The following is a 17432-nucleotide window of genomic DNA, read 5'->3' on the forward strand; positions in this document are numbered from 1 at the left end:
GGGCCGGGCCGGGCGCGGCGCTTACTTGGTCTTCTGCGCCCGGATCAGCGCGGAAAGCGGTGTGAGGTTGTAATTCGCCCCCTCCTCGGCGGCCCAGGCGGTCAGACCGGCCACCGACTCGGGCCAGGCCGAGAGCATGACGACCGTCGCGCCCTCCTTGCCCGCTTCAAAGGCGGCGCGGCCGAGCGTGCGGGTGATCACCGCCGCCTTGTCGCGCCGCGCATCGAGCACGCGGAAGATGCCCGCGCGCGGCGTGGCGGCGCTTGCCGGGGCGCCGATGCCGCCCGGCTGCATCACATAGCCCAGACCCTCGGCGGCAAGCGCCTTTTCCGCCTGCGCCACCAGCCGCGCGCTGCCCTGCAGCACGGGCGTTTCGGGCTCGACCAGCGCCACCGCCTGCGGCACCGCGCGCTGCCAGGCGGCCAGCGCCACTTCCAGATCCTGCGGCGTTGCCCCCGCGGGCAGGGACCCGGCCAGCATCGTCACTTCCAGCCCGGCGGCGCGATAGGCCTCGGCCGCCTCGGTCACTCCGGGGGCCGAGGGGTCAAGAACCACCGTCACCCAGGGGCCCAGCGCCGCGATCGTCTGTGCATCAAGCCCGCCCGCCGCGGTGCCGACATCGACCAGCAGCACCGTCAGATAGGGTTTGCCCGGCTTTTCGGCAAAGGCGGCGGCAAAGCGCTCCAGCGCCGGGCCCGTCGCCTCGGGCGGAGTTGCGGGACCCGGGTCGGCGGGCGCAGGCTCGGCCTTGCCGAAGGGCTCGGTCGGCTTGCCCGAGGGCGGCACCGAACTGCCCTGCGGCTTCGAGCCGACCTGCGGCAGCCGGTTCACCTTCGTGCCCTCGGCCGCGGCGAAGCCCGCGCTGTCGCCCGGCGCGATCACCCGCGGCCGGTCGGGGCTTTGCGGCACCAGCGCGCCATCGGGCATCAAGGTGATCTCGCCGCCGCTGCCGGGCGCGGGGGCGATCTCGGCCGGAGGCAGGTCGGGGGCCGCGGCCTCGCCCGGTGGCGGCACCGGCATGGTGGGCTCGGAAAGGGGCGGGGTTTCAAGCGCCACCGCAGGCGTTTGCGGCGGCGGCGCGATCATCGGCGGCGTGACCGCGGTTTCGGGCCTTGCGGGCGGTTCGGTCGCGGGCAGCGCGGCGGGTTCATTCACCGGCGTCCGGGCGGGGGCGGCGGGCGACGCGGCGGGCTCTTCGGGGGCGGGGCTTGCGGCGGGCGCCACGGGCGGCCGTTCTTCCCCGGGGCGGGCGAAATCCGACGTCTCGGGCAGCGCCACCGCTTCGGCCGGGACGGGCGCGGGCAGCGGCAGAAGCAGCGAGACCCCGGCAAGCCCCAGCCCAGAGACGATCGCCCCCGCCGCCATTCCCTTGATCAGCCCGCCCGCCATTGCTGCCCCTCTTTGCCTTGCCGCTTTCTGCGCGCCTTCATCGCGGCCCTGAAGGCTTGACCCCGGCCGCTTGCTCTGAACATCTATACCGCGACGCCTGACCCGGTTCACCCCCAGAATGCGGGCGGCCAGAAGGAATTGCGCATGCTTCTGCTCATCGACAACTACGACAGCTTCACCTGGAATCTGGTGCATTATTTCGGCGCGCTTGGCGCGGATGTGAAGGTGGTGCGCAACGACGCGATGGATGTGCAGGAAGCGATGGGTCTGGGCGCCGAGGCCATCGTGCTGAGCCCCGGCCCCTGCGATCCGGCGCAGGCGGGGATCTGCATTCCGCTGACCTTGGCCGCGGCCGAGGCGGGCGTGCCGCTGATGGGGGTCTGCCTTGGCCATCAGACGATCGGCGAGGCGTTCGGGGGCCGCGTGATCCGCGCGGGGGAAATCGTGCATGGCAAGATGGGCACGATCCATCACCAAGGCAAGGGCGTCTTCGCCGGTCTGCCAAGCCCGTTTCAGGCCACCCGCTATCATTCGCTGATCGTGGAGCGGGACAGCCTGCCCGCCTGCCTTGAAGTCACCGCGGAACTGGAGAGCGGCATGATCATGGGGCTGCGCCACCGCGAAAAACTGATCGAGGGGGTGCAATTCCACCCCGAATCCATCGCCTCGGAGCATGGCCATGCGATGCTGCGCAATTTCCTGACGGAAGCGAAAGTGAAGGTGAGCGCATGAGCGAACTCAAGCCCCTGATCGGCCTGGCCGCCGACCGCCCGCTGACCCGTGCCGAGGCCGAGACGGCCTTCGAGATCTTTTTCGAGGGCGCGGCGACCCCGGCGCAGATGGGCGGGTTGCTGATGGCGTTGCGCACCCGCGGCGAGACCGTGGATGAAATCGCCGCCGCGGCTTCTGTGATGCGCTCGAAGATGCACCGGATCACAGCGCCCGAGGGGGCGATGGACATCGTGGGCACCGGCGGCGACGGCAAGGGGACCCTGAACATCTCGACCGCGACGGCCTTTGTGGTGGCAGGCGCAGGCGTGCCGGTGGCCAAGCACGGCAACCGGAATCTGTCGTCCAAGTCGGGCGCGGCGGATGCGCTGACGGCGCTGGGGCTCGATGTGATGAAGGGGCCCGAAGCCGCCGAAAAGGCGCTTTCCCATGCCGGGATCACCTTTCTGATGGCGCCGATGCACCATCCGGCGATGAAGCATATCGGCCCGACCCGGGTGGAACTGGGCACGCGCACGGTCTTCAACCTGCTCGGGCCGCTGACCAATCCGGGGGGCGTGAAGCGGCAGCTGACCGGGGCGTTTTCGCGCGCCTGGATCCGGCCGATGGCCGAGGTGCTGAAGGCGCTCGGCTCGGAAGCCGCCTGGCTTGTGCATGGCTCGGACGGCACCGATGAGCTCTCGATCTGCGGCGTCAGCTGGGTTGCGGCTTTGCGCAATGGCGAGATTTCGGAATTCGAGGTCCACCCCGAGGAAGCCGGTCTGCCCACCCACCCGTTCGAGGCGATCATCGGTGGCGAACCGGCCGAGAATGCCCGTGCATTCAATGACTTGCTTGATGGCCGCAAGGGCGCTTATCACGATGCGGTGGTGCTGAACGCCGCCGCGGCGCTGGTGGTGGCGGGCAAGGCGGGGGATCTGAAGACCGGGGCCGAGATGGCGGCGGAAAGCCTGGCCTCGGGCGCGGCCAAGGCGCGGCTGGTGGCCTTGCGCGAGGTTCTGGGCGCATGACGAATATCCTCGACCGGATCAAGGCCTACAAGCTTGAGGAAGTGGCGGCGGCGAAGACCCGCGTGGCTATGGCCGATCTTGAGGCGCAGGCCCGTGCGCAGACGCCCTGTCGCGGCTTTGCCGAGGCTTTGCGCCAGAAGGCCGCACAAGGCTATGGGCTGATTGCGGAAATCAAGAAAGCCTCGCCCTCGAAAGGGCTGATCCGGCCCGATTTCGATCCACCTGCGCTCGCGCGCGCCTATGAAGAGGGCGGCGCGGCCTGCCTGTCGGTGCTGACCGATGGCCCAAGCTTTCAGGGCGCCCCCGAATACCTCGTCGCGGCGCGGGGCGCCTGTGCCCTGCCCGCTTTGCGCAAGGATTTCCTTTACGACCCCTATCAGGTCGCCGAGGCCCGCGCCTGGGGCGCCGATTGCATCCTGATCATCATGGCCTCGGTCGAGGATGCGCTGGCGGTCGAGCTGGAAGAGGCCGCGACCGGCTGGGGCATGGATGTGCTGATCGAGGTGCATGACGGCGCCGAGTTGGACCGGGCGCTGAAATGCCTGAAATCTCCGCTGCTTGGGGTGAACAACCGCAATCTGAAGACTTTCGAGGTGACGCTGGATGTGACCCGTGCGCTGGCGCCGACGATCCTGGCCGAGGGGCGGGAGCTTGTCTGCGAAAGCGGCATCTTCACCCCCGAGGACATGGCGGCAATGGCCGCGGTCGGCGCGCGGCGGTTCCTGATCGGCGAAAGCCTGATGCGTCAGGCCGATGTCGCCGCCGCCACCCGGGCACTTCTGGCATGCTGACCCATTTCGACGCCGCGGGCAAAGCGCATATGGTCGATGTGTCGGACAAGGCGCCGACGACCCGCGTGGCCGTGGCCGAGGGGGTGATCGTGATGGCGCCCGAAACGCTGGCGCTGGTGCTGTCGGGCACGGCGGAAAAGGGCGATGTGCTGGGGATTGCGCGCGTGGCGGGGATCATGGCGGCGAAAAAGACCGCCGATCTGATCCCGCTCTGTCATCCCTTGGCGCTGTCCAAGGTCTCGGTCGAGCTGACCCCCGATCCGGCGCTTCCCGGGGTGCGCATTCAGGCCACGGTGAAGACGACCGGCCCGACCGGGGTCGAGATGGAGGCGCTGACCGCTGTTTCAGGGGCGGCGCTGACGCTTTACGACATGCTGAAAGCCGCCGAAAAATCCATGCATATCGAGGGGATACGGCTTTTGTCGAAAGACGGCGGCAAATCCGGCCCCTATCGCGCGGCGCCCTGAAACCGCCACAGACCTTGCCAGCGCATTAACGCCAAGACCGGGGGTGTCATTGACACGAAACGGGAACGGGGTTAGAACACTTGCGGAACGTCGGACGAGGACGCGAGCGGGGGACACCGGATGCTGACACACAAGCAATTGGAACTCTTGGATTTCATCCAGAAACGCATGGCGCGGGACGGGGTTCCGCCCTCTTTCGACGAAATGAAGGATGCGCTGGATCTGCGCTCGAAATCGGGGATCCACCGGCTGATCACGGCGCTGGAAGAACGCGGCTTCATCCGCCGTCTCGCGCATCGCGCCCGGGCGCTGGAAATCGTCAAGCTGCCCGAGTCGATGGAACGCGCGGCCGAGGCCGAACGGGCCTTGCTGCAGCCGCAACCGGGCTTCACGCCGACGGTGATCCCGGGCAGCCGGATCGACCCGCCGCGGGGCGCGATGCCGGTGGCGGCGGCGGCGCTCGACATTCCGATGATGGGGCGGATCGCGGCCGGTGTGCCGATCGAGGCGATTGCCGAAGTGGCGCATCACGTCACCGTTCCGGGCTCGATGCTCTCGGGCCAGGGTGAGCATTATGCCCTTGAAGTCAAAGGCGATTCCATGATCGAGGCGGGGATCAACGATGGCGATATCGTGGTCATCCGCAGCCAGCCCACGGCCGAGAATGGCGATATCGTCGTGGCGCTTGTCGAGGATCTGGAGGCGACGCTGAAACGCTATTACCGGCGCGGCGGGATGATCGCGCTGGAAGCCGCGAACCCGGCTTATGAGACGCGGTTGCTGCGCGACGATCAGGTGAAGGTGCAGGGCCGTCTGGTCGGGCTGATCCGCAGCTACTGACCGCCTTCGGGCGTCCTGCGGCGCGGCGGATCGGTCCAGAGCCTGCGGCCCGCCTCGGCCTCGGCGCTGCGCCTTTGCCCCGCCGCATCGAAGGACAGCGCCCCGCTGCGGGCCAGAGCGCGGGTGTCGTAAAGGCGGCAATCGCCCCCGAAACCCTTCGGCGCGGCGGTGTCGAGCACGACCAGGGCCCCGTCCCGGCAGGCGGTTGCCAGATTGTCCAGCGCCGCCTTGCCGGTCAGATGCACCAGCGCCCTGCCCTGCCAATCCGCCCGCCGCAGCCCCTTCTGGCCACGAAACCCGGCCCGTGCCGCGGCCTCTTTCGGGGTCGCAGCATCGCCATCGGCCTCGAGCCAGCCCTCGGCGGTGAAACTGGGCGCGGCTTTCGACAGCGCCCGCCCGTCGGGCGTCATGAGCCCGACCAGCGCGCCATCGGGGGCGATCAGCAGCGCCGGGCGGCTGGACAGCGCCCAGCCCGCAAAGGCCGCAAGGACCAGCACGACCATGGCGCTGCGAAACGCCGCGCGCGAGAGCACCGCCGCCGCAGAAGCCAAGGCCAGCACCGGCAACACCCAGCCGGGCGGCGCGGCGATGTAGCTTTGCGCGCCCGTCAACCCCGCGACGAATTCGGCCACCGCCAGCACCCAGTCGGTCCCCAGCCCCATCAGCCACAGCGCGGGCCCGGCCAGACCCAGCGGCGCCAGCACCGCGGCCAGAACGCCCGCGGGCATCACCACGATCCCCATCACCGGCACGGCCAAGAGATTGGCCAGAATGCCATAATGCGCCATCCGCCCGAAATGCGCCGCGGCAATCGGCGCCGTCGCCAGCCCCGCGATGAGCGAGGTCAGCACCAACATCACCACCGGGCGCGCCAGCCAGGGCAGGCGGTGGTGATGCGCCGACCAGGGCGCCGCCATCAGGATCAGCGCCACGGTGGCGGCAAAGGACATCTGAAAGCCGGGGCCGGTCAGCGCCTCGGGCCACAAGACGAGCAGGAACATCGCCGCGAGCGCCACCGTATGCAGGCTTAACGCGCGCCGGTCGAGCAGGATCGCCGTCAGCATCACCGCCGTCATGAGGAAGGCGCGCTGCGTGGCGATATCGCCGCCCGAAACCCACAGATAAAGCGTCGAGGCCAGCAACGCCGCCGCCGCCGCGATCTTTTTTGTCGGCCAGATCAACGCGAAGGGCCCGACGAGCGCCAGCCCCCAGCGCAAGGCCCCAAAGACGAACCCGGCCAGCATCCCCATGTGCAGCCCGGAAATCGAGACGATGTGGTAAAGGTTCGAGGCCCGCATCGTCGCATTCGTCGCCTCGGAAATGCCCGAACGATCCCCCGTCATCAAGGCCGCCGCCACCGCCCCCGCCTGCCCGCCGATCCGTTCCTGCATCGCCGCCGACAGGCGCATCCGCGCCCGATGCGCGGCCAGCGCCCAATCGGGCGCGGGCGGGGCCAGCACCACCACCGGGCTGCGCGTATAGCCCAGCGCCCCCAGACCGGAAAACCAGGCGTTGCGGCGAAAATCCCAGGCGCCGGGGGCGATCGGCGGCGCCGGAGGGCTCAGATGGGCGGTCGTGGCGATGCGCAGGCCCGGTTCCGGCGCCAGCCCCGCACGGTCGCCATGCAACGCGATGCGCACCCGGGCGGGCCGGGCCCCGGGCGCGACCCGGGCAAGCCGCACCTGATCGAGCGTCAGCCGGATCACGTCGCGCGCCGAGCGGTCGATACCGACGATCCGCCCCTCGACCGGGCCGTAGTAATGGAAGGGCAGCACCGGGGCCGCGACGGAATGCGCCCGTCCACTGGCCGCAAGAAGCCCGAGCGCCGCCATCAGGCACAGCATCGCGGGCAGATGCAGGAAGCCCGGGCCGCGCAGCCACAGCAGCACCGCGGCCAGGATCACCGCACAGGCCGCGGCCAGAACCGGCGCCCCCGGCTCGACCGGGGCCAGAAAATACAGCCCGACCCCCGTGCCCAGCCCCAAAGGCGCCCAAAGCACCCAGTCAAGCTGCGCGCGATCGAGCGCCGCAACCGGATCGGCCCAGCCGCCCATGGCCCGCGCCAAAGCCCGTCTGACCCCCGCAAGATGCGGGCGGATCGGCTCCGCATGCCCTGCCATCCCCTGCGCCACTTGTCCTGTCGCCCGTTCCTGCATTAGAGAAACCCTCAAGCAAGCCTACGGGCATCATGGTTTCCAAATGGTTAAAACGCGGCCTCCGGCAGATCCGGAGCCCGCAAGAAAGGCCGCAATGTCGCAAAAGATCGTCACCCGTTTCGCCCCCTCGCCCACCGGCTACCTGCATATCGGTGGCGCGCGGACCGCGCTCTTCAACTGGCTTTACGCCCGCGGCCATGGCGGCACCTTCCTGTTGCGGATCGAGGATACCGACCGCGCCCGCTCCACCCCCGAGGCCACGGCGGCGATCCTGAAGGGGCTCGACTGGCTCGGGCTCGATTACGACGGCGAGGTGATCAGCCAGTTCGACCGTGCACCCCGCCATGCCGAGGTGGCGCGCGAGATGCTGGCCCGCGGCGCGGCCTACAAGTGCTTCTCGACCCAGGAGGAAATCGAAGCCTTCCGCGAGGCCGCCCGGGCCGAGGGGCGCTCGACCCTTTTTCAGTCGCCCTGGCGCGATGCAAACCCCGCGACGCACCCCGATGCGCCCTATGCGATCCGGCTCAAGGCCCCGCGCGAAGGCGTCACGGTGATCGCCGACAAGGTGCAGGGCGATGTGACCTTCCGCAACGACCAGCTTGACGACATGGTCTGTCTGCGCTCGGACGGAACGCCGACCTACATGCTGGCGGTCGTGGTGGACGATCACGACATGGGCGTGACCCATGTGATCCGCGGCGACGATCACCTGACCAATGCCGCGCGGCAGGTGCAGGTCTATAACGCCATGGGCTGGGAGGTGCCGACTTTCGCGCATATTCCGCTGATCCACGGCCCCGACGGCAAGAAACTGTCGAAACGCCACGGCGCGGTGGGCTTGGAAGAATATCAGGCGATGGGCTACCCCGCGGCGGGGATGCGCAATTATCTGGCACGGCTGGGCTGGAGCCATGGCGACGACGAGGTTTTCACCGACGCTCAGGCGATGGAATGGTTCGAGCTGGAGGGAATCAACCGCGCCCCCTCGCGGCTGGATTTCAAGAAGCTCGAAAACATCTGCGGCCAGCACATGGGCAAGATCGCCGACGACAGCCTGATCGCGCAGATCGCGGGCTATCTGGAAGCCGCAGGTCAACCTGCGCTGAGCGCCAAACAATCTGCAGATTTGCTGAAGGCTTTGTCACTGGTCAAGACTAGTGCAAAAACCTTCGGGCAACTTCTTGAAAAGGCACGCTTTGCGCTGATCTCGCGCCCCGTCGAAATGGATGAAAAGGCGCTGGCCGCGCTTGATCCGGTATCCCGTGGTATACTGAGAGAATTGACGCCGCAGCTGCAAAATGCTAGTTGGACGCGTGAGGAGCTGGAAGCGGTGGTCGGCCGCGTGGCCGAGGCGCATGGGTTGGGCCTTGGCAAGATCGCGGCGCCGCTGCGGGCAGCCTTGGCCGGACGGGCGGCGACGCCCTCGGTCTTCGACATGATGGAAGTGCTGGGCCGCGAGGAAGTCTTGGCCCGGCTGAGCGATCAGGCGGCCTGAGGCCCGGCCGCCCGTCCCGCACCCGGTTCGTCGGGAACCGGACTGCGGGACCGGGAAGGATGCACCGGCGTGGCCCGCCGGACGAATGGAGAGGGATCCCATGGCTGAAACGAAACGCATTGCCACGCTGACGCTGGATGGCAAGACCTATGACCTTCCGGTGCTGTCGCCCTCGGTCGGGCCGGATGTGCTTGATATCCGAAAGCTTTATGCACAGGCGGATGTCTTCACCTTCGACCCCGGCTTCACCTCGACCGCCGCCTGCGAATCGGAAATCACCTATATCGACGGCGACAAGGGCGAGCTTCTGTATCGCGGCTATCCGATCGAGGAACTGGCCGAGAAGTCGCATTATCTGGAAGTCTGCTACCTGCTTCTGAACGGCGAACTGCCGACCGAAAAGCAGATGACCGATTTCGAATTCCGGATCACCCGGCACACGATGCTGCACGAACAGATCCACATGTTCTTCCGCGGCTTCCGTCGCGACAGCCACCCGATGGCGACGATGGTGGGTGTCGTGGGCGCGATGTCGGCCTTCTATCACGACTCTCTCGACATCAACGACCCGTGGCAGCGTGAGGTCGCCGCGATGCGGATGATCGCGAAACTGCCGACGATCGCGGCCATGGCCTACAAATATTCGATCGGCCAGCCCTTCGTCTATCCGCGCAACGATCTGGATTACGCCGCGAACTTCCTGCACATGTGCTTCTCGGTCCCGGCCGAACCCTATGTGGTGAAACCGGAACTGGCCAAGGCCATGGACCGGATCATGATGCTGCATGCCGATCATGAACAGAACGCCTCCACCTCGACGGTGCGTCTGGCGGGCTCTTCGGGTGCGAACCCCTTTGCCTGCGTCGCCGCCGGGATCGCCTGCCTTTGGGGGCCGGCGCATGGCGGGGCGAACCAGGCCTGTCTGGAAATGCTGCGCGAAATCGGCTCGGTCGACCGGATTCCGGAATATATCGCGAAAGCCAAGGACAAGAACGACCCGTTCCGCCTGATGGGCTTTGGCCACCGCGTCTACAAGAACTTCGATCCGCGCGCCAAGGTGATGAAGGAATCGGCCGACGAGGTGCTGGATCTTCTGGGCGTGCATGACAACCCGATCCTGCAAGTCGCCAAGGAACTGGAACGGATCGCGCTCGAGGACGAATATTTCGTCTCGAAGAAGCTTTACCCGAATGTCGACTTCTATTCGGGGATCATTCTGGAAGCGATGGGCTTCCCCACCGCGATGTTCACGCCGATCTTCGCGCTCTCGCGCACGGTGGGCTGGATTTCGCAATGGAAGGAAATGCTGGGCGATCCGACCGGCAAGATCGGCCGTCCGCGCCAGCTTTACACCGGCCATGTGCAGCGCCCCTATGTTCCGGTGCCGAACCGCTGAACGACGGCGCGCAAGCGCGACAGAAGGCCGGGGGAAACCCCGGCCTTTCGCATGACCGCCCGGAGGCGCCCGGCCGCACTCCGGACGGGGGGCAAGACATCCGCCCCGGATCAAGGGGTTTCGCGCGGTCCGAAAAAGGCGGGCGCGTAGCTTGCCAGAAACAGCCCGAAAGCCAGCGTCCAGAGCCCTGCCGCCACCAGCACCGCGGGGGCATAGATCTCGGGCAGCGCGGCCGCCGCCCAGCGCGCCGCCGCCGCCGCGGGCAGCAGGACATAGGCCAGCGCCACCGGCCACGGCGCCACCAGCGCACGGCCGGTCTGCGCCAGGGTCGCGCGGCTCATCACGGCCAGGATCATGCCCCCAACCCCCGCCACGGCGCTGAGATGCAGCGCGCCGATCTCGGCACCCAGACCGAAGGCCGCCGCCCCCTGCATCAGCGCGCCGACCCCGGTGCCCAGCATCGCCAGATGCAGCGCCGCAAGCAGCGGGTTGCGCCAGACCGACAGGCTGCGCCAGCCCGCCATCCGGGCCAGCTGCGCCGCGCCCAGGGCCAGCTGCGCCGCCCCCGCCCAGCGCTCTGGCAGCGCCAGAACCGCCAGCACCGCAGCCAGACAGGCGGCCGCGGTGGCGATACGATCCAGCCAGGGCCGGGACTGCGGCAGCGTCTCGGGGGCCGCCCCCGCACGCACAAGCGCATTGCGGGTGAAGCTGGGCGTGATCCGCCCGCCCAGCGCCACGATCAGCGCGATCAGCGCCGCGATGCCGCCACGCAGCCCCGCCGCCGCATCGCCAAAGGGCAGGCCAAGCCAATCGAGCAGCACCCGCGCCTCGGCCAGTGTCATCAGGGCAAGCAGCGCCAGAAACAGCCCCTCCTGCGAGGCCGGACGGCGGATCAGCTGCCGCGCCATCCGCTCGGTCAAGAGCGCCAGAAAGGCGATCACCACCGCCGCGGCCCAAACCGGCGGCACCGTGCCCCAGCCCAGAACCGCCCCCCGCCCGGCGAGCCAAAGCCCCGCCATCGCGGCAAAGAACCCCGGCCCCGCCACCGGCCGCCCGGTCCAGTTCGGCGCCGCGGTCAGGAAAAACCCCGCCGTCGCCGCCATGCCGAAGCCAAAGACCAGCTCATGCGCATGCCACTGGCTCGGCGCCAGATCGTTCGGCAGATCGAAGCCCGCGCCAAGAAGATTTTGCCACAGCCACCAGCCCCAAAGCGCCATCGCGGCCATGGCGCACAGCCCCGCCAGAAAGAAGAAGATGCGGAAGGCTTCAGAGAACAGGCGGTCAAGGGCGGTCATCGGCGGTCCGGCGGCAGGGTCATGCGTTGGTGCGGCCGGGCGCGCGGCCTGTCAAGACCCCGCGCGCCAGTCCGCGTAGCATGGCCGCGCCGCCTGGCCGGATCGGCGGCCCGGACCGGCGTCAGCGCCTCAGAAGCGGGCGCCCGGCCCGAAATCCGCCTCGGTCACGACGCCGTCGCCGGTGCGCTCGCGCAGGGCGAACCAGCGATCGGTCCCCGCCACGAATTCGGCCTGCGTCACCCGCCCGTCGCGATCGCCGTCAAAGGCCATCATCTGCGCCTGCGCCGGGGCAAAGAAGCCCTGACCAGCGCCCATGCCTTGCCCCATGCCCATACCTTGGCCCATGCCCTGACCTTGGCCCATCCCGCGGCCCATGCCCTGTCCGGGCTGCAGGCCTTCGGGCCGTTGATGCCCCGGCCCCATCCCGGCATCCAGTTGCGCCAGCTTGAAGGCGTCGATCCCCGCCAATTCCTCGGCCGAGAAGCTGCCGTCGCTGTCGCTGTCGAACATGGTGAAGATATCGGCGCGATGGCTGCGGGCCTCGTCCAGCGTCACCTTGCCGTCGCTGTCCATATCCCATTGCGTCATGAATTCCTGGCCCGGCGACACCGCCGCACCTCCCGCCTGCTGCGCCAACGCGGGCAGGGTCGCGCCGCAAAGCGCCATGATCGCCGCAAGTGTCAGAACGCGTTTCATTGCAGATCCCTTTCATGCTGATCTTGCAATATGAACGCGCAAGCGCCGGAATTCCGTCGCCGGCCCGCGAAATTCCTCAGCCCGGCAGGCGCTGCGCCAGTGCCGCGAAAGGCTGCCACCCGCCCGGCGGCCCCTCGAACCAGGGCATCATGTAAACAGCGAGGCCCGCCGCCCGGGCCGAGGCCAATCCCGCGGCGCTGTCCTCGACCACCGCCACCGTCTCGGGCGGCAGGCCAAGCTGCGCCAGCGCGAGAGAATAGGGCTCGGGATCGGGCTTACCGCGGCGCACATCGTCACGGCTGACCGTGCGCGCCGAGCCGGGGGGAAGACCCAGCCGGGTCAGGTTCGCCCGCACGATCCCCGCGGGCGAGTTCGACACGATCGCCTGGCAAAGCCCCGCGGCTTCGGCCCGCGCCCAAAGATCGGTGGCGATCTGAAAGGGATGCACCTCTTCGATGCGGGCCAGATAGGCGGCGAAGCGGCTTTCGGACCAGTCGGCCAGCGGCAGCAAAAGCCCGTGCTCGGCCACCAGAATGCGGTGGATCGCATCCTCGCTTTTGCCGATCAGGCCCTCGTGGAAATCCGCGGGCAGCGCCAGCCCGCAGGCCCGCGCCGCATCGACGAAGGACAACCGATGCACCGGCTCGCTGTCCAGAAGCGTGCCGTCCATGTCCCACAACAGCGCGCGCAGAGGGGCGTCCATCATGCCTCCCGCAGCGCGGCATCGCGCGCAAGGGCCTGAAACTTCTCGAAAAGCGCGAAACGGGCGTCGTGATAGGCGCGCAGGGCCTCTCCCCCGGGCGGATAACGGCGCGCAATGCGCGACATCTGCGCCATGGCCGTCGCCACATCGGGCGCCACCCCCGCGGCCACCGCGGCAAGGATCGCCGAGCCGAGCAGCACCGGTTCCTCGGTCTCGGGCGCGGCCACCGGCACGCCGGTCGCATCGGCCAGGATCTGGCGCACCAGATCCGACCGCCCCGCCCCGCCGCTGATCACGATCGTCGCGACCGAGGCGCCGCGTTTCGCCTGCACCTCGAGGATCTGGCGCAGCCCGTAGCCCAGCCCGCAAATCCCCGCGACGTAAAGCGCGACCAAGGTGTCCAGGTCATCCTCCATCCCCAGCCCGGCGATCAGCGCGCGGGTATAGGGGTCGGCATGGGGCGCCCGGTTGCCGAGAAATTCCGGCACCACATGCAGCCCCGCAGCCAACCGGGCCACCTCGCCTCCCGCCCCCGCCAAAGCTTCGGCGCGGCGCGCAAGCCAGGCGGGGAGGGACAGCCCGGCAAGGGACGCGGCGTCCGAGGCCTCGGCGGAGGCGGGATGGAACCGCAGAAGCTGGTCGATCGCAGCCCCGGCGGCAGATTGACCGCCCTCGTTGAGCCAGGCCCCCGGCACCATCGCCGAGTAATAGGGGCCCCAGACGCCCGGAACGAAGACGGGTTCCTCGGTCGTGGTCATGGTGCAGGACGAGGTGCCGAAGACATAGGCGAGGTTCGCCACAGCCCCCCCCTCGCCCGCGGCGCCGACGGTGCCGACACCGCCCGCATGGGCGTCGATCAGCCCGGCGGCAACGGGGGTGCCGGGCAAAAGACCCAGATCCCGCGCGGCTTCGGCCGTCAGACCGGCGCCAAGGGCGGTGCCGGGCATGACGACTTCGGTGCCGATGCGGGCAAAGCCCTCGTCGGCGAGCTCCGCAAGCCCGATCTGACGGAAATAGCTTTCATCCCAACGGCTTTCATGGCCCATATAGGTCCATTTGCAGGTCACGGTGCAGATCGAGCGCGCCCCCGAGCCCGTCGCCTTCCAGGTCAGAAAATCGGTCAGGTCAAAGAAATGCCCGGCGGCGTCGAACTCCGCGCGGCGGTGTTCCTTGAGCCACAGAAGCTTCGGCGTCTCCATCTCGGGCGAGATCCGGCCGCCGACATAATCCAGCACCCGGTGTTTCGTCGCGTTGATCCGCTCGGTCTGCGCCGTCGCGCGGTGGTCCATCCAGACGATCACATTGCGCGCGGGATCATCCGAGGGGCCGACCGGCAAGGGCCGACCCGCCGGGTCGAGCACCACCAGCGAACAGGTGGCGTCAAAGCCGATGCCCGCAATCTCCGCCCCCGTCAGCCCCGCCGCCTTCAGCGCGCCCTGCACCGAACGGCCGACCGCCGCCCAGATCTCGGCGCTCGATTGTTCGACGACCGAGCCTTCCTCGCGGTAAAGCGTGATCGGGTGGTGATCGGTGCCAAGCAACTGACCCGAAAGGTCAAAGACCCCGGCGCGGGCAGAGCCGGTGCCGACATCGACCCCGACAAGATGGCGGGCAGTGGGTGCGGACATGGAAAATCCTCCGGGCAGGCGGCCTTGGGGTCAAAGATCGACGCTGTTGGGCAAAAGCACGAGATCGCGCACGACGACGCCACGGCTGCGCGAGAGCATGAAGAGCACGGCCTCGGCCACTTCGCGCGCCTGCATTAGAGAGCCATTCGCCAGGGCTTCCTCCATCTTCGCCTTTGGCCAATCGTCCAGCAGCGCCGTCACCACCGGGCCGGGCAGCACCGCACCCATCCGCACGCCATGCGGCGCGACCTGACGGCGGGTGGCGTGCAAAAACGCCTGCACCGCGAATTTCGAGGCGGTGTAGACGGGTTCCCAGACCACCGGCACCACCCCGGCAACGGAGGAGGTGAAGATGATGTCGCCGGTCTTGCGTTCGATCATATGCGGCAGCACCGCATTCACCGTGCGGAAGGCGGCGTTGATGTTGAGATTCAACACCTTGTCCCAGACATCCGGGTCGCCCTCGGCCGCCGGGCCGCCGACATAGGCGCCCGCATTGGCGTGGAAGATGTCCAGATCGCCCACAAGGTCACGGATCGCCGGAAGCATCCCCGAGACCGCCTTGCCGTCGAACAGATCAAGCGACAGCGGATGCGCCCCCGGCCCGATTTCCGCACAGGCGGCGGCCAGTTTCGTCGCGTCACGGTCGATCAGCACGACCTGCGCGCCTTCCTCGACCAGGATTTTCGCGCAAGCGAGGCCGATGCCCGAGGCGGCGCCGGTGATGGCGGCGGTTTTGCCCTGCATGAGGTTTGTCATGATATCCTCCGGTTGTCAGGCGCGGCCGTGGCTGGCGCGCGATTGCCGTGCGAGCGAGTCGATGATCACGGCGATGGCCAGAACCGCCCCGGTGATCATGTAGCGCAGCGACGAGCTGAGATTGAGAAGGGTCAGGCCGTTCGAGATCGACTGGATCACCAGCACGCCCAGAAGCGCTGCCCCAGGCCGAGCCGCGGCCGCCGAAAAGCGAGGTGCCGCCGATCACGGCTGCCGCGATGGCATTGAGGTTCACGTCGCCCGTCCCCGCCTGCTGGCTGGCCGTGGCCAGACGCGCGGCGGAAAAGACCCCCGCCCAAAGCGGCGAGCGAGGAGCCGAGCATGAAGGCGGTCAGGCGGATGCGTTTGACCTTGATGCCGGACCGCCGCGCCGCCTCGATATTGCCGCCGACGGCGAACATCGAGCGGCCCCATTTCGTGCGGGTCAGCGCATATTGCATGGCGGCGACGCAAAGCACGAAGACGACGAACATCAAGGGCACGCCGCGGCCGAGGTTCAGATAGGCGACCGCGCCTTCCAGAAGCAGGGTGACCGCGCCCGCCTTGACCAGAACGACACTGGGGCTGGTGCAGGACAGGTTCGCCGCCGCCCGCGCCCGCATCTGCCGAAAGCCGAACCAGAGGATGCCCAGCCCCGGCACCAAAGCCAGCGCATGGGAGGCCCAGTCCGGCATGATCAGGATCTGTCCGAAGCGGACAAGGAAGGACGCGTAAGGCAGGTTGATCGAGCCGGTCGGCCCGAGGATGTAAAGCTGCATGCCGAGAAGCGCGAGCAGCCCCGAGAGGGTGGAAACGAAGCTCGGCATGGTGAAGCGGTTGAGCAGCGTCGCATAGATCGCCCCCATCGTCGCCCCGGCCGAAAGCGCCGCCAGAATGGCGAGCGGCAGCGGCACCCCCATGTTGACCCACAAAACGCCGACGAGCGCCGAGGCCAGCCCGCTCATCGAGCCGACGGAAAGGTCAATCTCGCCCAGAAGCAGGATCAGCACGATGCCAAGCGAGATGAACCCCACCGCGGCGGCATCGAACAGCAGGTTGACGAGGTTGTTGGGCAGCAGGAAGACCGGGTTCAGGGTGGAAAAGACGACCGAGATCAGGATCAGCCCCACCACCACGGGCAGGATGCCCAGATCGCCCGAGCGGATGCGGTCGATGAAGGCGCGGGCGGCACCGGCAAGCCCGGTATCGGCCCGCACCCGGGCATCGGCACGGTCATAGGCGATGGGCGAGGGGTCGGGTTTCATGCTCATTGCTGGGCCCTTGTTCTTTCGATGGCATCGCGGCGGGCGGCGACATTGTCATCGGCGCCCATGATCGCCGCCACGATCTGCTCGCGCGTGGCGTCCTTGGGGAAGGTGCCGTTGTTGCGCCCAAGCCGCAGCACCGCGATGCGGTCGGAGACGGCGCGGACATTGTCCATGTTGTGGGAAATCAGGATCACGCCATAGCCGCGATCGCGCAGCCGTTCGATCAGGTTCAGGACCTCGGCGGTCTGGGCCACGCCCAAGGCCGCGGTGGGCTCATCCAGCATGACGATCTTCGGCTCCAGAAGCAGCGAGCGGGCAATGGCCACGGTCTGGCGCTGCCCGCCCGACAGCGAGGCGATGGGTTCGCGCACCGACGGGATGCGGGCGGCCAGTTCCCCCAGCAATTGCCAGGCGCGGACCTCCATCTGCACCTCGTCCAAAGCCCAAGGCGACAGCTCCTGCCCAAGGAACAGGTTCGCCACCACATCCAGGTTTTCGCACAGCGACAGATCCTGAAAGACGGTGGAAATGCCCAAGGTCAGCGCCGCCGAGGGGCTGTCGATGCTGACCGGCCGCCCCATGAATTCGATCGTGCCGGAGGTGGGCTGAAACACCCCCGCCAGAATCTTGATCAGCGTGCTTTTGCCCGCGCCATTGTCGCCGACCAGCGCCACCACCTCGCCCGCATGGACGTCCAGCTCGATGTCGCTCAGCGCCGAGACCGCGCCAAAGGTCTTGGTGATCCCGCGCAGCCGCAGGACCGGCTCGCGCGCGGGCGCAAGCGACGCATCATTCACAGCCATCCGGCCTCTC

Annotated in this window: 15 protein-coding genes and 1 pseudogene; 7 read left to right on the forward strand and 9 right to left on the reverse strand. The window is 68.2% G+C overall.

Annotated features, from left to right (window positions below; all coding sequences use genetic code 11):
- Positions 1-21 precede the first annotated feature (21 nt).
- Positions 22-1389: a divergent polysaccharide deacetylase family protein gene (locus ACTTAG_RS13315; RefSeq protein ID WP_444462722.1), complete on the reverse strand. Its 1368-nt coding sequence runs from the start codon at positions 1387-1389 to the stop codon at positions 22-24.
- Positions 1390-1533: 144 nt separating this feature from the next.
- On the opposite strand from ACTTAG_RS13315, the gene ACTTAG_RS13320 reads away from it, so the two are divergent.
- The 5 genes from ACTTAG_RS13320 to lexA all read left to right on the forward strand — a co-directional run bounded on the left by ACTTAG_RS13320 (position 1534) and on the right by lexA (position 5226).
- On the forward strand, positions 1534-2121 hold the full coding sequence (locus ACTTAG_RS13320) for an anthranilate synthase component II (RefSeq protein WP_444462723.1): 588 nt from the start codon (positions 1534-1536) through the stop codon (positions 2119-2121).
- Positions 2118-3128, forward strand: coding sequence for an anthranilate phosphoribosyltransferase (gene trpD / locus ACTTAG_RS13325; RefSeq protein ID WP_444462724.1), 1011 nt, complete (start codon positions 2118-2120; stop codon positions 3126-3128). Before ACTTAG_RS13320 ends, trpD begins: the two co-directional genes overlap by 4 nt.
- Positions 3125-3919 (forward strand): indole-3-glycerol phosphate synthase TrpC, encoded by a 795-nt coding sequence (trpC, locus tag ACTTAG_RS13330; protein WP_444462725.1) that lies wholly within the window; start codon positions 3125-3127, stop codon positions 3917-3919. Before trpD ends, trpC begins: the two co-directional genes overlap by 4 nt.
- Positions 3913-4386: a cyclic pyranopterin monophosphate synthase MoaC gene (moaC, locus tag ACTTAG_RS13335; protein WP_444462726.1), complete on the forward strand. Its 474-nt coding sequence runs from the start codon at positions 3913-3915 to the stop codon at positions 4384-4386. The genes trpC and moaC overlap by 7 nt, the downstream gene beginning before the upstream one ends.
- Positions 4387-4506: 120 nt before the next feature.
- Positions 4507-5226, forward strand: a complete 720-nt coding sequence (lexA, locus tag ACTTAG_RS13340; RefSeq protein ID WP_444462727.1) for a transcriptional repressor LexA — start codon at positions 4507-4509, stop codon at positions 5224-5226.
- Here the strand turns inward: lexA and ACTTAG_RS13345 are convergent.
- Positions 5220-7346, reverse strand: coding sequence for a ComEC/Rec2 family competence protein (locus ACTTAG_RS13345; RefSeq protein ID WP_444462728.1), 2127 nt, complete (start codon positions 7344-7346; stop codon positions 5220-5222). The genes lexA and ACTTAG_RS13345 overlap by 7 nt on opposite strands.
- Positions 7347-7476: 130 nt before the next feature.
- On the opposite strand from ACTTAG_RS13345, the gene gltX reads away from it, so the two are divergent.
- Positions 7477-8877 carry a glutamate--tRNA ligase gene (gltX, locus tag ACTTAG_RS13350; protein WP_444462729.1) on the forward strand — a complete coding sequence of 467 codons (1401 nt, stop codon included), beginning with the start codon at positions 7477-7479 and terminating at the stop codon, positions 8875-8877.
- Positions 8878-8977: 100 nt separating this feature from the next.
- Entirely contained in the window at positions 8978-10273 is a 1296-nt protein-coding gene (gltA, locus tag ACTTAG_RS13355) for a citrate synthase (protein ID WP_444462730.1), read from the forward strand.
- 110 nt (positions 10274-10383) lie between these two features.
- On the opposite strand, the gene ACTTAG_RS13360 is transcribed toward gltA, so the two are convergent.
- The 7 genes and pseudogenes from ACTTAG_RS13360 to ACTTAG_RS13390 form a co-directional block, all read right to left on the reverse strand.
- Positions 10384-11568, reverse strand: a complete 1185-nt coding sequence (locus tag ACTTAG_RS13360) for an NnrS family protein (protein WP_444462731.1) — start codon at positions 11566-11568, stop codon at positions 10384-10386.
- A 129-nt stretch (positions 11569-11697) separates the two neighbouring features.
- Complete coding sequence (locus ACTTAG_RS13365) at positions 11698-12264, reverse strand: hypothetical protein (RefSeq protein ID WP_444462732.1); 567 nt, start codon at positions 12262-12264, stop codon at positions 11698-11700.
- Positions 12265-12340: 76 nt separating this feature from the next.
- The gene (locus ACTTAG_RS13370; protein WP_444462733.1) at positions 12341-12970 is read right to left on the reverse strand and encodes an HAD family hydrolase; all 630 of its coding nucleotides are present in this window, start codon (positions 12968-12970) and stop codon (positions 12341-12343) included.
- Complete coding sequence (locus ACTTAG_RS13375; protein WP_444462734.1) at positions 12967-14595, reverse strand: FGGY-family carbohydrate kinase; 1629 nt, start codon at positions 14593-14595, stop codon at positions 12967-12969. The genes ACTTAG_RS13370 and ACTTAG_RS13375 overlap by 4 nt, the downstream gene beginning before the upstream one ends.
- 30 nt (positions 14596-14625) lie before the next feature.
- Positions 14626-15354, reverse strand: coding sequence for an SDR family oxidoreductase (locus tag ACTTAG_RS13380; protein WP_444462735.1), 729 nt, complete (start codon positions 15352-15354; stop codon positions 14626-14628).
- 15 nt (positions 15355-15369) lie between these two features.
- A pseudogene (locus ACTTAG_RS13385) lies at positions 15370-16616 on the reverse strand (sugar ABC transporter permease).
- 2 nt (positions 16617-16618) lie between these two features.
- Positions 16619-17422: an ATP-binding cassette domain-containing protein gene (locus tag ACTTAG_RS13390; protein ID WP_444462736.1), complete on the reverse strand. Its 804-nt coding sequence runs from the start codon at positions 17420-17422 to the stop codon at positions 16619-16621.
- Positions 17423-17432: the final 10 nt, after the last annotated feature.

The sequence above is a fragment of the Rhodobacter capsulatus genome, assembly GCF_052363185.1.
GTDB lineage: Bacteria > Pseudomonadota > Alphaproteobacteria > Rhodobacterales > Rhodobacteraceae > Rhodobacter > Rhodobacter capsulatus_E.

Bases quoted from the DNA above. Each gene is read 5' to 3' on its own strand.
- ACTTAG_RS13370 (WP_444462733.1), bottom strand. From the start codon at position 12,970: ATGATGGACGCCCCTCTGCGCGCGCTGTTGTGGGACATGGACGGCACG.
- trpC (WP_444462725.1), top strand. From the start codon at position 3,125: ATGACGAATATCCTCGACCGGATCAAGGCCTACAAGCTTGAGGAAGTG.
- ACTTAG_RS13315 (WP_444462722.1), bottom strand. From the start codon at position 1,389: ATGGCGGGCGGGCTGATCAAGGGAATGGCGGCGGGGGCGATCGTCTCT.
- ACTTAG_RS13380 (WP_444462735.1), bottom strand. From the start codon at position 15,354: ATGACAAACCTCATGCAGGGCAAAACCGCCGCCATCACCGGCGCCGCC.
- gltA (WP_444462730.1), top strand. From the start codon at position 8,978: ATGGCTGAAACGAAACGCATTGCCACGCTGACGCTGGATGGCAAGACC.
- ACTTAG_RS13375 (WP_444462734.1), bottom strand. From the start codon at position 14,595: ATGTCCGCACCCACTGCCCGCCATCTTGTCGGGGTCGATGTCGGCACC.
- ACTTAG_RS13320 (WP_444462723.1), top strand. From the start codon at position 1,534: ATGCTTCTGCTCATCGACAACTACGACAGCTTCACCTGGAATCTGGTG.
- trpD (WP_444462724.1), top strand. From the start codon at position 2,118: ATGAGCGAACTCAAGCCCCTGATCGGCCTGGCCGCCGACCGCCCGCTG.
- moaC (WP_444462726.1), top strand. From the start codon at position 3,913: ATGCTGACCCATTTCGACGCCGCGGGCAAAGCGCATATGGTCGATGTG.
- ACTTAG_RS13345 (WP_444462728.1), bottom strand. From the start codon at position 7,346: ATGGCAGGGCATGCGGAGCCGATCCGCCCGCATCTTGCGGGGGTCAGA.
- lexA (WP_444462727.1), top strand. From the start codon at position 4,507: ATGCTGACACACAAGCAATTGGAACTCTTGGATTTCATCCAGAAACGC.
- ACTTAG_RS13390 (WP_444462736.1), bottom strand. From the start codon at position 17,422: ATGGCTGTGAATGATGCGTCGCTTGCGCCCGCGCGCGAGCCGGTCCTG.
- ACTTAG_RS13360 (WP_444462731.1), bottom strand. From the start codon at position 11,568: ATGACCGCCCTTGACCGCCTGTTCTCTGAAGCCTTCCGCATCTTCTTC.
- ACTTAG_RS13365 (WP_444462732.1), bottom strand. From the start codon at position 12,264: ATGAAACGCGTTCTGACACTTGCGGCGATCATGGCGCTTTGCGGCGCG.
- gltX (WP_444462729.1), top strand. From the start codon at position 7,477: ATGTCGCAAAAGATCGTCACCCGTTTCGCCCCCTCGCCCACCGGCTAC.